Here is a 20,084-nt window from a genome sequence, read left to right as displayed (position 1 = left end):
AAGAGGACGAGGAGAACATGGATCATCATTATTCAATCGGACGAATGCTCGAGTACTGGTCACAGGAAAGGCCCGATTCACCTGGTATTGCCGTCGAAGGTGTTGCCGCACATACCTTTGGCGAGTGGTATCGGCACAGCAGTCGGCTCGCCAACGGCTTCGCTGTTTTGGTGCCTGATAGTGCCACCATCCGTGGCGTCGGTTTTGCGGGTAAGAGTGCAGTGTCGTGGGGAGTGGTGCTTGCTGCAGCTTCCTTGGTGAAAGCCACTGCTACGCCACTTAATTGGCGGCTGAGCCGCCGGGAGATGCAAGAGATAGTCGCGGATGCGGACCTGGATGCGATCGTGGTCGAGGCAGAATTTATGCCGCAGTTCGGATATCCGGTACCGGAGGACGGCCGTACCCGCCTACTCGTCCCGGATGCACAGCCACAGGATTTCGAGAATTGGCTGGCGCAGTTTTCCGAGGAGCCTGTGACACCCGCCGCCGGCCCGGACGATATCGCGCTCATGGTTTACACGTCGGGAACATCCGGTCGGCCCAAGGGTGTGCAGCTGTCCAACCGGGCGATCGCTGCCAATCTTGCGTCCAACCCACCCTGGCAGATCCACCCGGGAGACGTTGTCATGGTTCCGGCGCCGAACTTCCATATTTCCGGCACCGGTTGGATCTTCTACTGTCTCGGGCTTGGCGCCGGTTCGCACCACGTTCTCGACGTCCGTCCGGAGTTGGTGCTGCCCGTCCTGGCCGGGGGCGCTGTCAACCACGCTTTGACAGTGCCCGCCGTGGTGCAGATGTTGGTCGAGCACGAGAGTGCGCGCCGCTCGACGTACCCGGAGTTGCGGACCCTGATCTATGGCGGTTCGCCGATGTCGCCCACCGTTGCCTCGGTTGCGCAGGACGTCTTCGGCTGTGACCTCATGCAAGCCTATGGAATGACCGAAACTTGCGGTCCGATAACGATTCTCGATGCAGAGGATCATCGCGGCGGCGGCCTGCTGCTCGCGTCGGCCGGTCGGCCCGTGCGCGGCGTCGAAATGGGTGTCTTCGACCCTGTCACGGGGGAACGGGTATCGGTGGGTGCGACCGGCGAGGTGTGGACACGCAGCGAGATGCTGTTGACGGGATACCACAACCAGCCGGATGAACTAGCCGCAGTGCTCAGTGGCGACGGTTGGTTCCGGACTGGAGACGCGGGCTACCTCGACGAAGACGGGTATCTGTTTCTCTGCGACCGGGTCAAGGACATGATTGTCTCCGGCGGGGAGAACGTGTATCCGGTGGAAGTGGAGAACGTGCTCATGGCGCATCCCGCTGTGCGCGACGCCGCCGTGATCGCAGTGCCGCACGAGCGTTGGGGTGAGACGGTGAAAGCCGTGATTGTGCCCACCCGCGAGGGCCTGGATGTGAGCGACGTGATCTCCTACTGCCGGCAGCATCTGGCGCACTACAAGTGCCCCACGTCGGTTGACATCGTGGCCGAACTACCGCGAAACCCCAGTGGCAAGCTTCTCAAACGTGAGCTGCGCAGGCCCTATTGGGCGCAACATGAGCGGGGGATCGCATGAATCCCCACGACCGGGAGGAAAAGATAAGTGGTAGCTCGGTATGAGGAGGTAGCGCGTTCACTCGCCCGACGGATCGAGGACGGGTCGTATCCGGTGGGCTCGAAGCTGCCGACGGAGATAAGCCTCGCCGACAGCTACGCAGTGTCCCGAGCCACGGTCCGTTCGGCGTTGGGTTCCCTGGAGAGCTTGGGCATGGTGTCGCGGCGACGCAAGATCGGGACAACGGTAGAATCCATCCAGCCCACCGGCGGATATTCGCGCACCGTCACGAACATGAACGATTTGCTGCAGTACTCGGTCGAGACTCGACGGCTGGTGCTGACTCGAGACGGCGTGGTTGCCGATCAGCTGTTGGCTGAGCAGATCGGCGGCCATGCCGGTGATCGGTGGGCGCGCATCCGGATGTTGCGCCTCGGTGATCTCGGTGAAGAGAGCCCGGTGTGCCACACGGACGTGTACCTCGATCCTGACGTCGCCGCTACCGTCGGAGACCGCCTCGAACGCCCGGACGGTCTCATCAACGAGATCGTCGAGCGGTGTACCGGGCGCCTGACCGATCGCGTCGAGCAGCGAATCCGTGCGTGCGCCTTGCCGAACGACCTTGCCGATCTATTGCGTGCCGAGGCGGGTTCGCCCTGCCTCGAAATCACCCGCAGATATGTAGAGAGCTCGGGGGCGGTAGCCCAGGTGACGGTGTCGATACACCCGGGCGATCGATTCGACTTCAACGTGTCGATGCAGCGGCGTCGTTGAGAACAGCTAGCTCAGAACAGCTATGGAGGAAAATTGAGGATCACCGAGATCCGCGAGCTTGATGTGCCGCTGGTCGGCGCCATCTCGAACGCGGTTGTCAGCTTCGATCGGCACAAGGTGTCCCTTGTCGCCGTTGTCACCGACATAATTCGGAACGGGCGTCCGTTGGTGGGTGTTGCCTTCAACTCGATCGGGAGGCACTCGCAGGGCGGTATTCTGCGCGAACGGATGATTCCGCGGGTCCTCGAGGCAGACCCGGACACTCTGCTGTCGCCGACCACCGGGTTGCTGGATCCTGCTCGGGTTCTGAAGGTCGCCCGCACAGACGAGAAGCCAGGAGGTCACGGAGACCGCGCGGCGGCGGCGAGTGCGATCGAACTGGCGGTGTGGGACGTGCTCGCCAAGTACCACGATGAACCGGTTTACCAGACGATCGCGCGAGCATACGGCCGGACGCCGCTGGCTTCGGGTGCGCCGGTCTACGCCGCCGGAGGTTACTACCAGGACATCGACGACCTGGGGAGATTGCGAGCTGAGATCGCCGGTTACCGGGCTGCCGGATACTCGGCCGTCAAGATCAAGATCGGTGGGGTCGAACTCGGCGAGGATCTGCGCCGGATCGATGCTGCCATCGAGGTCACCGGGAGCGGACGACATCTGGCGGTCGATGCAAACGGTCGTTTCGACCGTGACCAAGCCTTGAAATACGCCGAGGCGCTCGCCCCCTATGGTCTGCGCTGGTACGAGGAGGCGGTCGATCCGCTCGATTACGCCCTGTGCAGCGATCTGTGCGAGGTCTACGACGGCGTGATCGCGACTGGCGAGAACCTTTTTTCCACACAAGACGTCGGTAACCTCCTCCGATTCGGTGGTCTACGACCGGATCGCGACATCCTCCAGATGGATGCGGGACTGAGTTACGGCCTGACCGAGTACGCGGAAATGATTGCGCTGATGGAACACCGGGGCTTCGATCGAACGGCCGCAATGCCCCACGGTGGGCACCTGATGAATCTGCATATCGTCGTCGGGTTGGGTTTGGGCGGTTGCGAAGCGTATCCGGGTGTCTTCCAACCGTTCGGCGGTTACAGCGACGATTGTGTCCTGGCCGACGGACTGATTCGACCCGCGGACAACCCCGGGTTCGGGTTGGAGGCGAAGTCGGGTCTGGCCGAGAGAATCGTGGAGTTGGTGACATGAACCAATCTCTGAAGATTGCAGTAGTAGGTTGCGGCGCAATGGGTTCCGTGTACGCAGGCCGCTTGTCTGGGGCCGGCCACGACGTGCTGGTGGTGGACCGCTGGGGAGATCACGTTCAGGCCATCTCAACCTCGGGTCTGCGAATTTCAGGTCCGGACGGGGAACGTGTGGTGCCTGTGCGCGCTTTCCTGACGATCCCGAACGAGTCGGTTGATCTCGTCGTACTCGCTGTCAAGGCCGCCGACGTCGCCGGCGCCGCCGCCTCCCTCGGGATGTTGATCGGTGACGACACCGTGGTGCTCACGATTCAGAACGGATTGGGATCGGCGGACGAGGTCGCTCGGCACGTCGGCGCAGACCGACTGGCTGTGGGCATTGCAAGCGGTTTCGGCGCGTCGCTGATCGCTCCTGGCCGGGTGAATCACAACGCGATGAGGGCGATGCGATTCGGTGCTTACGAAGATCTCTCGTTCGAGGCCGTCGACAGGGTTGCCGGTGCGTGGCGGACAGCGGGATTCGACGCGCTGGCTGTGGCCGACATCGCAGCGATGCAGTGGGAGAAGCTGATCTGCAATGTCGCATACAGTGCGCCGTGTGCGCTCACCGGTCTCACCGTGGGCGATGTGCTCGATCACGAGCACATGGGTCCGGTCAGCCGGGCCGCCGCGACGGAGACCTGGGAGATAGCCAGGGCCCGCGATATCGCGATCGATGTGGCAGACCCGGTCGCTTTCGTACGGGATTTCGGTGCGGCGATGCCCGCAGCAAAACCGTCGGCGCTACTCGATCACGAAGCCGGGCGGGTCAGTGAGATCGGATCGATCAACGGCGCTGTTCCCCGAGAAGCCGCAAAGGTGGGGCGGCTTGCGCCGGTCAATGCGACGCTGACGGCACTGGTCCGAACCCGTGAAGCCGGATTCGGGGTTCGATAGGCAGACGGAGCCGAGTGTTGCGACCGGCTCGGTGGTTAAAACGGCCGGCTCAGTGGTCCCCAGGACCGCTGAGCCGGCCGCGCACTGCCGTCATCGCCGCTACTGCAGGCGATACCAGGTGAGTCCGCGCCCCAGGGCCTTGGCGACCCTCGAAATTCCGATTGGTCGTCGATGCCGAACGTTGTCCGGGACCAAGTGCATCCGGGTTCATGGCAGTGCACATCGAACACCCGGCGGAACGCCACGCAAATCCGGCCTGAGTGAAGATCCGGTCGAGGCCCTCAGCCTCGGCCGCCGCCGCAACGGCTCGTGAACCGGGAACGACGAGGGCCCGGACGCCGGGAGCAACGGTGCGGCCTGTGAGAACCTGGGCTGCCGCACGTAAGTCTTCGAGCCGACCGTTGGTACACGATCCGATGAAAACAGTGTCAATTGTTATGTCGCGCATAGGCGTTCCTGGATCGAGGGCCATGTAGGCAAGGGCGCGTGTCGCCGCTTCGCGCTCGGCGGGATCGCTGTAGTCGTCGGGGGATGGGACAAAGCCGTCCAGCGAGACCGAGTGACTGGGGATGGTGCCCCAGGTGACCGTGGGGGAGACGTCGGAGGCGGACAATTCGTGCGTGTAGTCGAAGAGGGCGCCGTCGTCCGTCTGCAAGGTTTGCCAGTAGGTGAGCGCCTGGTTCCACAAAGCGCCTGTCGGAGCGTGCTTGCGGCCGCGCAGATAAGCAAAGGTCACGTCGTCGGGGGCAACCAGGCCGCCGCGTGCGCCGCATTCGATAGTCATGTTGCACAAGGTCATTCGCTGTTCCATGCTGAGCGAACGAATCGCGCTTCCGTGGTATTCGATGACGCTTCCGGCGCCGCCGTTGGGACCTAGAGTGCGAACGACGTACAGGGCGAGGTCTTTTGCGCTCACGCTGGTGTCGAGATGGCCGTCGACGCATACCTGCATCGAATTCGGCTTCTCCATGCGGAGTGTTTGTGTCGCCATGACGTGCTCGACCTGACTCGTTCCGATCCCGAATGCAAGTGCGCCGAACGCTCCGTGGGTGGAGGTGTGCGAATCGCCGCACACGATTGTCAGGCCGGGCTGCGTCAAGCCCTGCTCGGGTCCGATGACGTGAACGATGCCGTTGCCGGCTGAGTCCATGGGGTTGTGTGGCACACCGAAGGCCGCGCAGTTGCGGCGAACCAACTCCAATTGCAGTCGGCTCATCGGATCCGAGATGGGAGACCCAGCTCCGGTGGTAGGTACGTTGTGGTCCTCCGTCGCCATGGTCAGATCCGGCCGACGGACTGGACGGCCCGCGGCCCGGAGTCCCTCGAAGGCTTGCGGAGACGTCATTTCGTGAAGCAAGTGCAGGTCGACGTAGAGCAGGTCGGGGCCGGTTTCGCCGCGAACCACAACGTGCTCGTCCCAGAGCTTGTCGAACAGGGTACGCGGCGCCACGGCCCGTCCTTCCGGTATTCAGTCAGTGCTGGCTCTAGTCGTTGACGGATACGGGCTTACGGCGGTCCGCTCCAGTTCGCGGAGTGTGTGAGACGTCGTGCGGACCGAAGGCACGCATCCAGCATGCGAACTCGAGGAGTATGCCGTCGGGGTCCTGGAAGTAGAACGAGCGGACGTACACGCCGTCGTGCATCTCGGTCGCGATCTGGGAAGGGCTGTCGTCGTGATTCACGAGAGGGCCTACCCGGACACCTGATTCCTTCAGCTTCTGGCGATAGTCCTGGAACTTCTCCGGTGGGACATCGAACGCGATGTGATTGAGCGAACTCACAGCGCTCGTCCATTCGCCGAAGCCGGGCTTCTCGACCGGCGCGGAAATGCCTGGCACGCCGTCGGGAGCGTCGGTGAACCAGAAGAACGCTAGTGAGTTCCCGTTGCCGACGTCGAAGAAGAAATGTTGTCCGATGCCGTCGGGAAGATCGACGGTCTTTACGAGCGGAAAGCCGAGGATGTTGGTGTAGAAGTCCACCGTCCTTTCCATATCCGAGCAGACGAGCGCGACATGGTTGAAGCCGCGGACTTCGAAACGGGGCGAGTTCATGGGCATCCCTTTCAGAGTGAAAATCTGACTCTAACATCAGATTCATATGCGGACAATGGTCGTGCAGTGAGCAGTGGGCGCAGCCTTAACGTGCTTCTGGTGTAGAAAGACGGCTGGAGATCCAAGGCTGCCGTGAAAGGGTGCGCACATGACTGGTCCTGAGAAGGCGCGACCGACAAAGCGTGGCCGCGAGACGTTGGAAGCGATCGATGCGGCTGCACGAAAGGTGATCGCGAAGAAAGGCTTCCTCAAGATGCGCGTGGCTGACATTCTCGCGGAAGCCGGAAGATCGCCGGCCTCGTTCTACAACTACTACGAATCCAAGGAGGCGTTGCTCGAGAGTTGGGCACGTCAGTTCCAGGTGGATGCGCGTGTGCGTGCGCAGGCCAATCGGAAGCTGGTCGGCCGCGAACCGAGGCAGCGTGTAGAGGCTTCAGCCAGGGCCCACTGGGAGACATACCGAGAGCGACTTGCGGAGATGGTGGGGGTCTTTCAGCTCGCCATGGTCAACGACGACTTCGCTCGGGTCTGGGACGAGCTCTGTGACGAAGCTATTTCCGGTATTGCCGAGGAAGTCGTCATCGCGCAGGAACGGGGATACTGCCCTGGCGTCGATCCACGTCTCACTGCCACGGCGATTGTGGGGATGTTGAACATGTTCAGTTACGAGAAGCTGGCTAACGGGGGCGCCGCAGGCGTAGATGACGAGGCATGCATCGCCACGTTGACCGAGATCTGGTTCCGTGCCGTGTATTGGCGCGAGTGAGAGGTATGGACTTATGGCTCGGCGCCGTGATACTAAATCTGAACCCAGATTTATAAACAAGGAGTCGTAGTGGCCATCGAACGCACCTTTGTCGGACTGCCGAGTCTTAACCTTCCCCGGATGGGCGCGGGTGGACACCCGTGTCAGGGTCTCTACCACCGGCGGGCCGGAACGCGCCCGAAGACGGCGGTCATCGCGACGCACTACCAGATCGACTTTTCCGAGCATTACATGGCGGATTATCTTGCGGAACGGGGGGTCGGCTTCCTCGGCTGGAATACCCGGTTCCGCGGCGACGAGGCGAGATTCATCCTGGATTACGCACTCAGTGATATCGGAGTTGGCGTTCGTTGGCTCCGCGAGGAAGCCGGTGTGGAGAACGTCATCCTGCTTGGCAACTCGGGCGGTGGTTCGCTCATGGCGGCTTACCAGTCTCAGGCGGTGGCACCGAGTATCACACCGTTACCCGGAATGTCCCTGGCAGCAGGTGTCGAAAACCTGCCGGCCGGCGACGCGTACATCTCTACCGCAGCTCACCTGGGTCGGCCTGACGTTCTCACTTCATGGATGGACGGTTCGGTCACTGATGAGAGCGATCCTCTGGCAACCGATTCATCCCTCGACTTGTTCGATCCGGCTAACGGGCCTGCTTACAGTGTCGAGTTCGTCGAGCGCTACCGGGCCGCGCAGGTTGCCAGAAACCATCGCATCACCCGATGGGTGAAGGAGGAATTCGAGCGACTCACGGCCGCGGGCTACCACGACCGGCCGTTTTCGGTGTTCCGGACCTGGGCTGATCCGCGGATGGTCGATCCGACCCTCGAACCCACCAATCGCAAGGCGAACCTCTGCTACGCCGGAGTGCCGGAGCGCGCCAACCGGTCGGTCTTCGGAATTGCCTCGGCCTGCACCTTGCGGACGTGGCTTTCGCTATGGAGTCTCGAGGACTCGCAGACGCGGGCGGTCGCGCATCTGCCCAACATCACCGTTCCCGCACTTGTGGTCAACGGGTTGCAGGATACGGGTGTGTTCCCCAGTGATGCTGACGCGATCCACGGGTTGATTGGCGCGCAGGACAAGGAGTTTCACGCGTTGGAGGCGGATCACTACTTCCTCACCCCCGGTGCCCGTGACGAGCTTGCCGATCTGACAGCAGCGTGGATCGAGAAGCGATTCGGAGTGTCGAGCTAGTCACAGTTTCTTCGAAATCGAATCTTCGACGACGCCCGCTCCGGTATTCGATACTGGAGCGGGCGCCCCCATCTCCAAGTCGCCAACCGCGTTCGCGCCACTCCTGCAAGTGCGGACGCTCGGCGCCGAGTGTCGTGTCCTTGCCGTGGCCGGGGTAGACGATGGCGGAGACGTCGTAGCGTCCGAAGAGCTTGGTCTCGACATCGCTGAGCAGTGAGGTGAATTTCTCAGGATCAGCGGTCTTACCCACTCCGCCTGGGAAGAGCGAGTCGCCGGTGAAAACGTGAACCTGGCCTGACAGTTCGGTGAGTTCGCAATGATCGCCGGCCCCGCAGAAGCGATCGAACTTATCATCGCGGATTCTCGGCTCGACGCGGCAATTCATGATCCCGAGGAAAATCCTCCTTTCTATCACTGAATATCGATTGTCTTCGGATCGGCGGCGAGTTCAAAGTGAAAGTTTGGAAAATCGACAAAATATTTTCAGTTCCGGAACGAACTGGAGGATTGATAACTAGCGCTTCCGGATTTCGTCGAAAAAAAGGGGGATCGGTAGGTTTAGTCACGAAACGGGGATGGTGCCGTAGCAGGGCGGAATCTGCGCCTGGATAGATGAAAAGCGTCGCGGCCGACATTGATCAGCGATTGGAGCGATCAATCGAGTCGCACTACTGCGAGCAGGTTGAGATCAGGTTCGCGCTGCCAGCGCGTCCAGCGCGGCGACCCCTCGGCCCCGCGCCGTTGCCGTGTGTTCCGCACACGACGACTGCATGGCGACCTCCAACGTCAGGGATGTCGAATATGTCGTGACGACTTCCATTGTTAATTCTCCGATCGACAGGTCGTGGAGCGGTTCGAGTCTCAGCGTCTGTCGAGGAGACGGCGTATCCCGTCGATTCGGTCGCTCAGCCTCGGTTGCGTACGTTCCGGATCCATCAGTGCATTTTCAGCGAGCACGTGGTCTTCGCTGTCGACTGTGTTTCGGTCGAATTCACGCAGACTGCGGGCGTCGGAGGACGCAAGTGTGCGAACCGTCGTCAACAGTGAGTGCTCGCGCAACGCGTCGTCGATCTCATTCTCGGTGACGTCGAGGTGCTCGCTGAGCAGTCGGCGCCGCAGTCCGACGATCGAGGCCCGCAACTCGACATCTGAATCGTCGTAGGATTCGACGGCGATGTCACATTCGGTGTCGAAGCCCATCGAACGGTTGTTGAGGTTCGACGACCCGATTCGCAGGAGTCGATCATCCATCACCAGGATCTTTGCGTGCACGTAAATTGGTGCACCAGAAGAGGTCACGGGATAGAACGCACCGAACCGGTCATGGACGTCGGCGGTCCACAACAGATGCAACAGGTCGTGGCGTGCCCCATCCATCGCCTTTTGTTCCAACCACCCGTCGGCATTGCGCGGAATGACCAGAACGATCTCCGGTCCGTCGGCCTCACGCAGGCGTGCGGCGATCGCCTCGGCCAGAGTGCGTGAGGCGAGGTACTGGCTTTCGATGTACAGCGTGTGTTCGGCACCGGCGATGGCCGCGAGATAAAGCGCCTCGATCTCGCGTACCTCAGTGCGTTCGTCGAGTTCCGGCAGAGTTCTGGCGATGGCTACGTCGACAACCCGCAACGTGGGCGCCAGATTGACGGGCCACGGTGTTGCCGTGCTCTGGATCGGTCTCAGATCCTCGCCGGTTGCGGATTTCCAGCGTGCTCGCGCCAATTCGCCGATGGCCGCGGCCGCATCGCCGTCGACCGCTGTGGTCGCGTCATGCCAAGGGCCGTAACGCCTTCCGCTCGGTGTGATCCGGTAGTCGTTGTGATCGGCGTGATCCGAGGTGTCCCAGCGGTCCACCGTCATGTCGATGCCGCCGCAGAACGCCAGAGCATCGTCGATGACGATGATTTTCTGATGGTGCGCGGCGCCCACTGGGTGGGCGCCGTCGATTTCGAATCGAAGGCGTTCGTCGGTCAACCAGTTCGACACGAAGACTGGAGTCATGCCGCGTCCGATTGCGGTGAAGGCCCCTACGTTCCATTTGAGTACGAGGATTTCGAGGTCGGGTTTCTCGCGGACAAGCCAGCGTAGGAACCTGCCCAGCCGATTGGGGCCGTCGAGCGTCTTCTCGCGCGGCTCGAGTTTGATGCGCGTGTCGAAGTCCCAGCCGATCAACATGATTCGTTTTTCAGCTTGCAGCATCGCGGACTTCGCATGATGAAAGTAGTCAGCGGCATCGATAATGCAGGCAAGATTATCTGCCGGCTCGATGCGCCAGCAGGTTTCGCCCGGAGCCAGAATTCTGCTCACACGTCGACCAAATCGGCGTGGGCAGTTTCCGGCACTGCTTCCTTGGATACTTCTCGCGCCACGACGTCGACATGTGTGGCGAGTAACTCCGAAAGCTCTTCCCCAGCAACGGCGCTGGCTACCGACCCGAAGATTGTGACCTCGGATGCTCCGTGGCGGCGGCGCACCGACTCCCGCTCAGTGCGCTTCGCGTTCGACACGGACCGCAATTGCCGACTGTGGAGCGGTGCGGTCATGTGGGCTCCTTGGAAGTGACGGTTCGCGATGATGATACCGCTCAGCTAAAGAAGTCGAGGAGCTGTCCTAGCTCCCCGTTCCAGCTATCGCGGCCGTGAGTGACGGACCCTGGGTAGGTGTTGCGGCCTAGTAGGCTGCGTGGCCGTGGAGCTGGTCCGATTGTCGACAACTTGGAGTCGAAGTCCATTCCGTCTGAGTCGGCTGCTGAGCGATTTCCCGGACTGATCACGTCCGTCGACGGGCGGTCATCCCCAACGCGCGCGGCGGGGCAGCGCTGGGGATGTGCGGTGCAAGGGTCACCAACCGCGTTCGCGCCACTCCTGCAAGTGCGGACGCTCGGCGCCGAGTGTCGTGTCCTTGCCGTGGCCGGGGTAGACGATGGCGGAGTCGTCGTAGCGTCCGAAGAGCTTTGTCTCGACATCGCTGAGCAGTGAGGTGAATTTCTCGGGATCAGCGGTCTTTCCGACTCCGCCTGGAAAGAGCGAGTCACCGGTGAAGATGTGAACCTGGCCGGACGGTTCGGTGAGCACGAGTGCGATGGAGCCGGGGGTGTGGCCGGACAGGTGGATGACATCCAAGCTCAGGTTGCCGACCGTGACGCTGTCGCCGTCCTCGAGCAGAACGTCCGGGGTCACGGGAAGTGCTTCGGCATCGAGGGGGTGCGCAGCGGTTGGCACGTTGGTGGCAGCGTGGACGTCTTTCAGTGCCAGCCAGTGGTCGCCGTGCTGGTGTGTGGTGACGATGGAGTCGAACACCGGAGCTTCCTGCTCGATCAGCGCAACGATTTTCTCGGCTTCGTTGGCCGCGTCGATCAGGAGTGATTTCCCGGTTGCGGAACAGACCACGAGGTAGGTGTTGTTGTCCATGGGGCCGACTGACATCTTCGTGATGGTTGCACTGTCGATGGTGCGTCGTTGAGGCGCAGAATCGGGGGAGAGCTGACCGGTATAGGAGTTGTCGATCACGATGGGCTGATTCGTCATGATTCGCAGGCTACCTTCGAATAGGGGCTGGTAGAACGCTGGGTTCGTGCTTGCAGTCAAAACTTGTCGGTGGCTCGGCCTACCATGGCGTCGTTCGAGGACTCGCTGCGTTTGAGTGCTCGAGATGTCGGTGATGTCGCTGGTGGACAGCCCAGATGAATGACGATGAAGGGAATTGGTGTGTCGGATCGCCTGATCGTGCGGGGTGCGCGAGAGCACAATCTGCGAGGAGTCGACCTGGATCTCCCGCGAGACAGCATGATCGTCTTCACGGGTTTGTCGGGTTCGGGTAAATCCAGCCTTGCGTTCGACACGATCTTCGCCGAAGGACAGCGTCGGTATGTCGAGTCACTCTCGGCGTACGCGCGTCAGTTCCTGGGCCAGATGGACAAACCAGATGTCGATTTCATCGAAGGCTTGTCGCCTGCGGTGTCGATCGATCAGAAGTCGACCAACCGGAACCCCCGGTCAACCGTCGGAACCATTACCGAGGTCTACGACTATCTTCGTCTTCTCTATGCCCGCGCAGGTTCCGCTCACTGCCCGGTGTGTGGGGAGAAGATCGCACGCCAGACCCCTCAACAGATTGTCGATCAGGTCCTCGACATGGAGGAGGGCATCAAGTTCCAGGTCCTCGCTCCGGTGGTGCGCACCCGCAAGGGTGAGTTCGTCGACCTTTTCGAACAGCTCAATACGCAGGGTTACTCACGTGTACGGGTTGATGGTGTCGTCTACCCCTTGACCGATCCGCCGAAGCTGAAGAAGCAGGAAAAGCACGACATCGAAGTTGTCGTCGATCGTCTTCAGGTGAAGGCAAGCTCCAAGCAGCGACTCACGGATTCGATCGAGACCGCTCTCCGCCTTGCCGAGGGCATTGTTGTTCTCGACTTTGTTGACCGTGAAGAAAACGCGCCTGACCGGGAGCGGCGATTCTCCGAAAAGCTGGCGTGCCCCAACGCCCATCCACTCGCGATCGACGATCTCGAGCCGCGTTCGTTCTCGTTCAATTCGCCGTACGGAGCCTGCCCGGAGTGCACGGGTCTGGGTATTCGCAAAGAGGTAGACCCCGAACTTGTTGTACCCGACGCGGAATTGAGCCTCGAGGACGGAGCAATCGCGCCGTGGTCGATGGGGCAGAGTTCCGAGTACTTCGGGCGCTTGTTGTCCGGCCTCGGCGACATCCTCGGCTTCGACATGAAGACGCCGTGGAACAAGCTTCCAGCCAAGGCGCGCAAGGCAATTCTCGAGGGCAGTGAGGAACAGGTCCACGTCCGGTACAAGAACCGGTACGGCCGTACCCGTTCTTACTACGCGGAGTTCGAGGGCGTCATGCCCTTCCTGCATCGCAGGCTCGAGCAGACCGAATCCGATCAGATGAAGGAACGCTACGACGGCTACATGCGCGACACCCCGTGTCCCGCGTGTGGCGGTGCGCGACTGCGTCCGGAAATCCTGTCGGTGACCATTGCCGCCGGAGATTTCGGCAGCAAGTCCATCGCGGAGGTGTGTGAACTCTCGATCTCCGACTGCGCAGATTTCCTGAACAGTCTCACGCTCGGTTCACGCGAAGAAGCCATCGCGGGACAGGTGCTCAAGGAAGTTCAGGCCCGCCTCGGATTCCTCCTCGACGTCGGCCTCGAGTATCTCTCGCTGTCGCGTGCCGCTGGCACCCTGTCCGGTGGTGAGGCCCAGCGAATCCGGCTGGCAACGCAGATCGGTTCGGGTCTTGTCGGTGTGCTCTACGTGCTGGACGAGCCGTCCATCGGTTTGCACCAGCGAGACAACCGTCGCCTGATCGAAACACTGACCAGGCTTCGCGATCTCGGCAATACCCTGATTGTGGTCGAGCACGACGAAGACACGATTCGTACCTCCGACTGGGTGGTCGACATCGGTCCGTATGCCGGAGAGCACGGCGGCCAGGTAGTCCATAGCGGACCCTACGAAGAGCTGCTCACCTGCGACGAGTCGATTACCGGCGCTTATCTGTCCGGGCGAAAGTTCATCGAGGTCCCGGAGATCCGTCGCCCGGTCGATCGTAAGCGTCAGGTCACCGTTGTCGGTGCGCGTGAGCACAACCTCGACGGCATCGATGTGAGCTTCCCATTGGGTGTTCTCACCGCGGTTACCGGTGTTTCCGGTTCGGGCAAGTCGACATTGGTGAACGACATCCTGGCCACCGTCATGGCCAACAAGCTCAACGGCGCGCGTCAGGTGCCTGGCCGCCACACCCGAATCAACGGACTCGACCAACTCGACAAGTTGGTTCAGGTTGATCAGTCGCCGATCGGCCGTACCCCGCGGTCCAACGCGGCTACCTACACCGGTGTGTTCGACAAGATTCGTACGCTGTTCGCTGCCACAACCGAAGCCAAAGTGCGCGGCTATCAGCCGGGGCGTTTCTCGTTCAACGTCAAGGGCGGTCGCTGCGAGGCATGCTCGGGTGACGGCACACTCAAGATCGAGATGAACTTCCTGCCCGACGTGTACGTACCCTGCGAGGTTTGCCACGGGGCTCGGTACAACCGCGAGACACTCGAGGTTCACTACAAGGGCAAGTCCATCGCCGAGGTACTGGACATGCCCATCGAGGAGGCAGCGGAGTTCTTCCAGCCGGTCACCTCGATTCACCGGTACCTGAAGACTCTGGTGGACGTCGGTCTCGGTTACGTGCGACTGGGACAGCCGGCACCGACGCTGTCCGGCGGCGAGGCGCAGCGCGTCAAGCTTGCCGCCGAGCTTCAGAAACGTTCCACCGGACGTACCGTCTACATCCTCGACGAGCCGACAACCGGCCTGCATTTCGAGGACATTCGCAAGTTGCTGATCGTCATCAACGGATTGGTCGACAAGGGCAACAGTGTCATCGTGATCGAGCACAACCTCGATGTCATCAAGACATCGGACTGGGTTGTCGACATGGGTCCCGAAGGTGGATCCGGCGGCGGAACCGTTGTGGCAGAAGGAACTCCGGAAGAAATTGCCGCAGTGCCCGAGAGCTACACCGGCAAGTTCCTCAGCGAGGTACTCAGTGCGCAACAGGCTCCCGTGAAGAAGAAGACTGTGGCGAAGAAGCGCGCCGCGAAGGCTACGGCCCCCAAGAAGGCTGCGCCGCGGAAGAAGTCCGCATCGGTGGCCTGAGAGGGTGAGATAGGCGCGATCGCGATGATGCCGGGACGGTTTGTCGTCCCGGCATCACTGCTGCGTCGCGACGCTATGCGTCTGCTGCGTCGAGAATGGTTTCGGCCAACTCCTTCGGGCGTGACCACATCGGCCAGTGTCCGGTCGGAAGATCGACGTACGTCACCGGCAACTTCGCGAGTTCGACGGCAATGGGAAATCCACCATCAGCCATCTGTTTGATGACGTCGGAGGGATAGCTGCTGCACACCACAGTGGTGGGAACCGAATAGCGTCTCGGATCGGTCAGGACGATCTGATCACGAGCTGCGCCCGCAGGTTCGGGGACAGCGCGGTCACGAAACGCCGTCAAGGCGTCGTCGTCGAGTCCCTCGATGCTGCTCCCGTCTGCTTCCAGTTCGGCCCAAGGCGGTAGTGGAACCTCGATCGCATCCTCGGCGAGATCGGGTCGAAGAGCGGTGCCATCCGGCATCGGACCGCTGTCGACGTAGACGATGCGCGCAATCTGGTCGGGTACGCGATCGGTCGCGGCGTACCCGGACGCTCCGGCGCCGCTGTGCACGACCAGGATCGTGCGTTCGTCCGACCTCGAGACGGCGTCGACGATTGCGCTGACGTGGGAATCGAGAGTCACGGTGTTCCGGGGCGAGTCCACCGACTCGAGTCCCGGAAGTGTTAGTGCGGTTACGTGGGTGTCAGGGCGTTGAAGGTGGGGGAGTACCGCGTCCCACGCCCATGCGCCGAGCCAGAATCCGGGAACCAGAACGATGTGAGTTTTCATGAGCCCATAGTGGCGGGCTATCGGTGACAACTGCGTGTCACCGATTTTGTCACCGTTTGGTATCGAAATTTGGGACAATCGGAAACGTGAATCGAGCGGCCAGATTGCACGCACTCCTCGAGGAGTTGCGTCGTCGTGGCGATCGCGGGTCAAATGCGGCGCAGTTGGCGGCGCAATTCGGTGTCACGCCGCGCACAGTCAAGCGTGACATCGAGACATTGACGGAGTCGGGATCCGCGATCGAAGGTCGCTGCGGACCTGGCGGCGGTTACCGTCTGATTGGGCGCGCGACGCTACCTCCGGTGAATTTCACTGTCCCGCAGGCAGTGTCGATCGCCTTGGCCTTGACTGCTGTCGGAGACGCTCCGTTCGCGGACGACGGACGGGCAGCCCTGGCCAAACTACTCGACGTCATGGACGCCGACAGTCGGGCCAGAGTTGAGGAACTCAGCGGGCGCGTCTGGGTTCGGCATGACGAAGAATCTGATGACGAATCAGGAGTGAACCGGCGCGCGATCGAGCAGGCTTTGGAACGTAAGTGTGTTGTGTCGTTGCGGTACATCGACGGAGACGGTGCCGAATCGACGCGTGCGGTCGAGCCACATCTGCTGGCTCACGCCCGAGATCGGTGGTTCGTGATCGGTTGGTGCCGAACGAGGGACGCGGTTCGGTGGTTCCGTCTCGATCGGATCCAGAAAGCGACGCTGACCAAGGAGCTTTTTGTTCCTCGAGAGACTGCGCTGTTCGGAGAGCCGCCGCCGACGGCTCGCTCGGCAGCTGACGCGAGTTGACGGCTCAGGAATTCATGTTCAGGGCCGCCGCAACGGATTCCGTGACAAGTTCTTCCAAGACTGAGCGATCGATGTCACTGAGCCGTTTGACATAGAGGCAGCCTTTGCCGATCTTGTGCTTGCCCAGGCGGCCGAGCGTCGCGGCGTGCTCGTCGAAGTTCAGTGACAAATAGAGGGTCAGTGCGGTCGCTCGAGGTGAGAACCCGATCAGTGCGGTGTCACCTTCGTGTCCGCTTGCATAGCGATAGTGGCGGGCACCGAATCCGATGATGCTGGTTCCCCACATCACCGGCGGTTCGCCGGTCGCAGCCGACAGTACGGAAATCAGTTCCGCACTGTCGGCGCGTTTGACCGGGTCGGCAATTCGATCGACAAAGGCACCGACGTCGTCTGGAGTCGGCTGCGTTTTGTTCGCGGTTGCCATGTGCGTGGTCGCCGTTCGTGACTCAGTAGACCGGTCCGGTGAACTTCTCGCCTGGGCCCTTGCCCGGCTCGTCGGGGTGCGACGACGCTTCGCGGAACGCACGCTGGAGGGCCTGCAGGCCTTCGCGAATGGGACCCGCGTGGGGGCCGAGGTATTCGACGGATGCGGTGACCAGTCCGGCGAGCGCGGTGATGACCCGGCGCGCTTCGTCCAGGTCCAGGTAGGGGCTGGCCGACGGGTCTGCGTCGGACAGTCCGAGCTTCTCTGCTGCGGAGCTCATCAGCATCACGGCGGCGCGGCTGATGACCTCGACTGCGGGAACCTCGGAGAGTTCGCGGACATCAGGGTTCGCGTCGGTGTTCTGATCTGCTTCGAAGTTCTCACTCATGTCTGCAAGGATTCCATCACGGTCCGGAGCAGTTCAATCTGCCCTTGTCTTGTGCAGGCACGATTAGATTCATCGCCGCCGGCCTGATACTCTTGTCCCAACGACCGCCTCCGACATGTTCGGGGGCAGCAAGTGGAGCCCGACTCCCACCTCTGCGCGGCAGGTGAAACTGCAGTTCAGTGGTTCCGGTCACCTGACGAAGAATCTATTCTTCATCAGGTTCCTCGTTTAGTCGAGGAGATTGTTCCTGGCGTGAGCTGGGTTTGATCTGATCGGTCGACATCGGGCCCCGCGGAGAAATATCACCGCGGGGTTTTTTGTTGGGGTTTGGGTAGAACTAGCTGCGTGCGGTCACAAGACCGCACCGTTCAACCTAGGAGGCCCCATCAGCACTGAGACCCGCATCAACGATCGAATCCGCGTTCCCGAGGTCCGTTTGGTCGGACCTGGCGGTGAACAGGTAGGCATCGTGCGTGTTGAAGATGCACTCCGCTTGGCTCTGGAAGCCGACCTCGACCTTGTCGAGGTAGCTCCTGATGCCCGTCCGCCGGTCTGCAAGATCATGGACTACGGCAAGTTCAAGTACGAAGCTGCACAGAAAGCCCGTGAGTCTCGCAAGAACCAGACTCTTACGGTCATCAAGGAGCAGAAGCTTCGCCCCAAGATCGACGCCCACGACTACGAGACCAAGAAGCGCAACGTTGTTCGCTTCCTCGAAGCTGGTTCCAAGGTCAAGGTCACGATCATGTTCCGCGGTCGTGAGCAGTCACGCCCCGAACTCGGCTACCGCCTTCTGCAGCGTCTGGGAGCAGACGTCGCAGACCTCGGTTTCGTCGAGACCTCGGCTAAGCAAGACGGTCGCAACATGACGATGGTTCTGGCGCCGCACAAGGGTGCCAAGACCCGCGTCAAGGCTCAGGAAAGCGCTCAGGCGCCCGTCGCTCAGGCGGCTCCGAAGCCGGCTCCCGAAGCTCCGGCGGCTCCGGCAGCCCCGGCAGCCGAAGAAGCGGCTCCCGAAGCTCCGACCAGCTAGTCGATTCCCCAAGCACCATCACGTAACAAAGAACTGAGGACTCCATGCCCAAGATGAAGACCCACAGCGGCGCCTCGAAGCGATTCAAGGTTTCCGGTTCCGGCAAGCTCCTGCGCCAGAAGGCCGGCCGTCGCCACCTTCTCGAGCACAAGGCCAGCAAGGTCACCCGTCGTCTCGACGGTGTCGCTGTCGTCAGCCCTGATGACGCACCGCGCATCAAGCGCATGCTCGGCATCTGAGTCGTCCCCCTTACTGACCACCCGGGGCCGAATCTCAGCCCCTAGATTGACAGGATTTTCACGTGGCACGCGTAAAGAGGGCGGTCAACGCCCAGAAGAAGCGTCGTTCAATTCTTGCTGCATCCAGCGGCTACCGTGGACAGCGTTCGCGTCTGTACACCAAGGCCAAGGAGCAGCAGCTCCACTCGATGGTTTACGCATACCGCGACCGTCGTGCACGCAAGGGTGAGTTCCGGAAGCTGTGGATCACGCGTATCAACGCTGCAGCTCGGGCCAACGACATCACGTACAACCGCCTGATCCAGGGCCTGCGCCTGGCTGAGGTCGACGTCGACCGCAAGATCCTCGCCGAGCTCGCCGTCTCCGATGCAGAGGCCTTTGCCGGCCTCGTTGCACTCGCGAAGGCCGCTCTGCCGGCTGACGTGAATGCGCCTGCCGGAGAAGCAGCCTGATCGACGCATCACAGCAACGGCCCGTGGATCCGCTCACCGAGCGGACTCCGCGGGTCGTTTCTGCTGTCAAGCTCCTGCGCACAGCAGAACGACGTAAAGCAGGACGATTCCTGGTCGAGGGCGAAAACTCCGTCACAGAAGTCTTGAAGGCCAACGGCTCAACCGCCACCGTGGTCCGTGATCTCTTCTACACAGAGGCCGCTGCCGATCGGTATCAACACGTCATCGATCTGGCGTTGAGCTCCGGAGTTCGCGCTGCTCTCGTCACCGACCGCGCAGCTAAGGCACTGAGCGACACCGTGACTCCGCCCGGCCTGGTTGCCGTGTGTGATCTCCTCGATGTTCCTCTGTCGGACGCGATCCGCCCGGATACCAAGCTCCTTGCCGTTCCGGTCGAGGTCAACGAACCGGGCAACGCGGGCACGGTAATTCGGATTGCCGACGCAGTTGGCGCTGATGCCGCGATCCTGGCCGGAGACAGCGTGGACCCGCACAACGGCAAAGTGGTTCGATCGTCGGCGGGCAGCCTGTTCCACCTACCGGTTGTTCGTGAACGCGATACCGATTCGGTGATCGAACAGATCCGCGCCGCCGGTATTCAGATCCTGGCGACTGCTGCCGACGGAGAGATCGACCTCGACAACGCGGACGAGTTGTTGAGCAAGCCGACGGCCTGGCTGTTCGGAAACGAAGCGCACGGTCTTGATCCGGCCATAGCGGCCCGTGCTGATTACCGTGTCCGTATTCCGATCCACGGGCGCGCCGAGAGCCTTAATCTGGCGACTGCAGCCGCTATCTGCCTCTATGCGAGTGCGCGGGTGCAAAATCGCGACACCGATCAGGGCTGACG

20 protein-coding genes and 1 pseudogene are annotated in these 20,084 nt (G+C 61.6%); 12 read left to right on the top strand and 9 right to left on the bottom strand.

What is annotated here, in order from left to right:
- The first annotated feature begins 17 nt into the window (after window positions 1-17).
- The 4 genes from C7T36_RS00215 to C7T36_RS00200 are packed head-to-tail and all read left to right on the top strand — an operon-like array spanning window position 18 to window position 4,453.
- Complete coding sequence (locus C7T36_RS00215) at window positions 18-1,568, top strand: AMP-binding protein (protein WP_045070014.1); 1,551 nt, start codon at window positions 18-20, stop codon at window positions 1,566-1,568.
- Between the two features lie 27 nt (window positions 1,569-1,595).
- Window positions 1,596-2,321 (top strand): GntR family transcriptional regulator, encoded by a 726-nt coding sequence (locus C7T36_RS00210; RefSeq protein ID WP_033230807.1) that lies wholly within the window; start codon window positions 1,596-1,598, stop codon window positions 2,319-2,321.
- Between the two features lie 33 nt (window positions 2,322-2,354).
- The gene (locus C7T36_RS00205; protein WP_033230806.1) at window positions 2,355-3,521 is read left to right on the top strand and encodes an enolase C-terminal domain-like protein; all 1,167 of its coding nucleotides are present in this window, start codon (window positions 2,355-2,357) and stop codon (window positions 3,519-3,521) included.
- Between the two features lie 8 nt (window positions 3,522-3,529).
- A complete protein-coding gene (locus tag C7T36_RS00200; protein ID WP_045071022.1) occupies window positions 3,530-4,453 on the top strand; it encodes a ketopantoate reductase family protein in 924 nt (307 codons plus the stop codon).
- Window positions 4,454-4,502: 49 nt separating this feature from the next.
- On the opposite strand, the gene leuC is transcribed toward C7T36_RS00200, so the two are convergent.
- Together leuC and C7T36_RS00190 are read right to left on the bottom strand one after the other, a co-directional pair.
- Window positions 4,503-5,921, bottom strand: a complete 1,419-nt coding sequence (gene leuC / locus C7T36_RS00195; protein WP_084702997.1) for a 3-isopropylmalate dehydratase large subunit — start codon at window positions 5,919-5,921, stop codon at window positions 4,503-4,505.
- A 16-nt stretch (window positions 5,922-5,937) separates the two neighbouring features.
- Entirely contained in the window at window positions 5,938-6,504 is a 567-nt protein-coding gene (locus tag C7T36_RS00190; RefSeq protein ID WP_371851300.1) for a VOC family protein, read from the bottom strand.
- A 148-nt stretch (window positions 6,505-6,652) separates the two neighbouring features.
- Between C7T36_RS00190 and C7T36_RS00185 the strand changes: the two genes are divergently transcribed.
- Together C7T36_RS00185 and C7T36_RS00180 are read left to right on the top strand one after the other, a co-directional pair.
- Window positions 6,653-7,270 (top strand): TetR/AcrR family transcriptional regulator, encoded by a 618-nt coding sequence (locus tag C7T36_RS00185; RefSeq protein ID WP_033230803.1) that lies wholly within the window; start codon window positions 6,653-6,655, stop codon window positions 7,268-7,270.
- Window positions 7,271-7,339: 69 nt separating this feature from the next.
- Window positions 7,340-8,461 carry an alpha/beta hydrolase gene (locus tag C7T36_RS00180; protein ID WP_045070009.1) on the top strand — a complete coding sequence of 374 codons (1,122 nt, stop codon included), beginning with the start codon at window positions 7,340-7,342 and terminating at the stop codon, window positions 8,459-8,461.
- A gap of 82 nt (window positions 8,462-8,543) precedes the next feature.
- On the opposite strand, the pseudogene C7T36_RS30415 reads toward C7T36_RS00180, so the two are convergent.
- The 4 genes and pseudogenes from C7T36_RS30415 to C7T36_RS00160 form a co-directional block, all read right to left on the bottom strand.
- A pseudogene (locus tag C7T36_RS30415) lies at window positions 8,544-8,771 on the bottom strand (MBL fold metallo-hydrolase); the annotation flags it as partial.
- A 551-nt stretch (window positions 8,772-9,322) separates the two neighbouring features.
- A complete protein-coding gene (locus C7T36_RS00170; protein WP_045070004.1) occupies window positions 9,323-10,765 on the bottom strand; it encodes a phospholipase D-like domain-containing protein in 1,443 nt (480 codons plus the stop codon).
- A complete protein-coding gene (locus C7T36_RS00165; RefSeq protein WP_045070002.1) occupies window positions 10,762-11,001 on the bottom strand; it encodes a hypothetical protein in 240 nt (79 codons plus the stop codon). Before C7T36_RS00165 ends, C7T36_RS00170 begins: the two co-directional genes overlap by 4 nt.
- Before the next feature lie 297 nt (window positions 11,002-11,298).
- A complete protein-coding gene (locus tag C7T36_RS00160) occupies window positions 11,299-11,985 on the bottom strand; it encodes an MBL fold metallo-hydrolase (RefSeq protein ID WP_045070000.1) in 687 nt (228 codons plus the stop codon).
- A 180-nt stretch (window positions 11,986-12,165) separates the two neighbouring features.
- Between C7T36_RS00160 and uvrA the strand changes: the two genes are divergently transcribed.
- On the top strand, window positions 12,166-15,126 hold the full coding sequence (gene uvrA, locus C7T36_RS00155; protein ID WP_181317478.1) for an excinuclease ABC subunit UvrA: 2,961 nt from the start codon (window positions 12,166-12,168) through the stop codon (window positions 15,124-15,126).
- A 73-nt stretch (window positions 15,127-15,199) separates the two neighbouring features.
- Here uvrA and C7T36_RS00150 read toward each other — a convergent pair whose 3' ends face one another.
- On the bottom strand, window positions 15,200-15,907 hold the full coding sequence (locus C7T36_RS00150) for an alpha/beta fold hydrolase (RefSeq protein WP_033230799.1): 708 nt from the start codon (window positions 15,905-15,907) through the stop codon (window positions 15,200-15,202).
- 86 nt (window positions 15,908-15,993) lie between these two features.
- Between C7T36_RS00150 and C7T36_RS00145 the strand changes: the two genes are divergently transcribed.
- Window positions 15,994-16,698, top strand: coding sequence for a YafY family protein (locus C7T36_RS00145; protein ID WP_033230798.1), 705 nt, complete (start codon window positions 15,994-15,996; stop codon window positions 16,696-16,698).
- Between the two features lie 4 nt (window positions 16,699-16,702).
- Here C7T36_RS00145 and C7T36_RS00140 read toward each other — a convergent pair whose 3' ends face one another.
- Together C7T36_RS00140 and C7T36_RS00135 are read right to left on the bottom strand one after the other, a co-directional pair.
- Window positions 16,703-17,122 carry a DUF1801 domain-containing protein gene (locus tag C7T36_RS00140; protein WP_045069997.1) on the bottom strand — a complete coding sequence of 140 codons (420 nt, stop codon included), beginning with the start codon at window positions 17,120-17,122 and terminating at the stop codon, window positions 16,703-16,705.
- Between the two features lie 22 nt (window positions 17,123-17,144).
- Entirely contained in the window at window positions 17,145-17,510 is a 366-nt protein-coding gene (locus C7T36_RS00135) for a DUF1844 domain-containing protein (RefSeq protein WP_033230796.1), read from the bottom strand.
- Between the two features lie 385 nt (window positions 17,511-17,895).
- Here C7T36_RS00135 and infC point away from each other — a divergent pair, with 385 nt between their 5' ends.
- The 4 genes from infC (at window position 17,896) to C7T36_RS00115 (ending at window position 20,082) form a co-directional block, all read left to right on the top strand.
- Window positions 17,896-18,543, top strand: a complete 648-nt coding sequence (infC, locus tag C7T36_RS00130; RefSeq protein WP_165826367.1) for a translation initiation factor IF-3 — start codon at window positions 17,896-17,898, stop codon at window positions 18,541-18,543.
- Between the two features lie 44 nt (window positions 18,544-18,587).
- Window positions 18,588-18,782, top strand: coding sequence for a 50S ribosomal protein L35 (gene rpmI, locus C7T36_RS00125; RefSeq protein WP_033230795.1), 195 nt, complete (start codon window positions 18,588-18,590; stop codon window positions 18,780-18,782).
- Between the two features lie 62 nt (window positions 18,783-18,844).
- A complete protein-coding gene (rplT, locus tag C7T36_RS00120; protein WP_033230794.1) occupies window positions 18,845-19,234 on the top strand; it encodes a 50S ribosomal protein L20 in 390 nt (129 codons plus the stop codon).
- Between the two features lie 23 nt (window positions 19,235-19,257).
- On the top strand, window positions 19,258-20,082 hold the full coding sequence (locus C7T36_RS00115; protein ID WP_045069994.1) for an RNA methyltransferase: 825 nt from the start codon (window positions 19,258-19,260) through the stop codon (window positions 20,080-20,082).
- The last annotated feature ends 2 nt before the right edge of the window (window positions 20,083-20,084 follow it).

This window comes from Rhodococcus sp. AD45-ID, assembly GCF_003023755.1.
In the GTDB taxonomy this organism is placed as follows: domain Bacteria; phylum Actinomycetota; class Actinomycetes; order Mycobacteriales; family Mycobacteriaceae; genus Rhodococcus_F; species Rhodococcus_F globerula.
The sequence above is the reverse complement of the archived record's forward strand: the minus strand, read 5'-3'. Positions and strand labels throughout refer to the sequence as shown.

What these genes read in the sequence shown, in the direction of transcription:
- C7T36_RS00185 (WP_033230803.1), top strand. Translation starts at nt 6,653, where the DNA reads ATGACTGGTCCTGAGAAGGCGCGACCGACAAAGCGTGGCCGCGAGACG.
- C7T36_RS00160 (WP_045070000.1), bottom strand. Translation starts at nt 11,985, where the DNA reads ATGACGAATCAGCCCATCGTGATCGACAACTCCTATACCGGTCAGCTC.
- C7T36_RS00135 (WP_033230796.1), bottom strand. Translation starts at nt 17,510, where the DNA reads ATGAGTGAGAACTTCGAAGCAGATCAGAACACCGACGCGAACCCTGAT.
- C7T36_RS00165 (WP_045070002.1), bottom strand. Translation starts at nt 11,001, where the DNA reads ATGACCGCACCGCTCCACAGTCGGCAATTGCGGTCCGTGTCGAACGCG.
- rpmI (WP_033230795.1), top strand. Translation starts at nt 18,588, where the DNA reads ATGCCCAAGATGAAGACCCACAGCGGCGCCTCGAAGCGATTCAAGGTT.
- C7T36_RS00150 (WP_033230799.1), bottom strand. Translation starts at nt 15,907, where the DNA reads ATGAAAACTCACATCGTTCTGGTTCCCGGATTCTGGCTCGGCGCATGG.
- C7T36_RS00215 (WP_045070014.1), top strand. Translation starts at nt 18, where the DNA reads ATGGATCATCATTATTCAATCGGACGAATGCTCGAGTACTGGTCACAG.
- C7T36_RS00140 (WP_045069997.1), bottom strand. Translation starts at nt 17,122, where the DNA reads ATGGCAACCGCGAACAAAACGCAGCCGACTCCAGACGACGTCGGTGCC.
- C7T36_RS00190 (WP_371851300.1), bottom strand. Translation starts at nt 6,504, where the DNA reads ATGAACTCGCCCCGTTTCGAAGTCCGCGGCTTCAACCATGTCGCGCTC.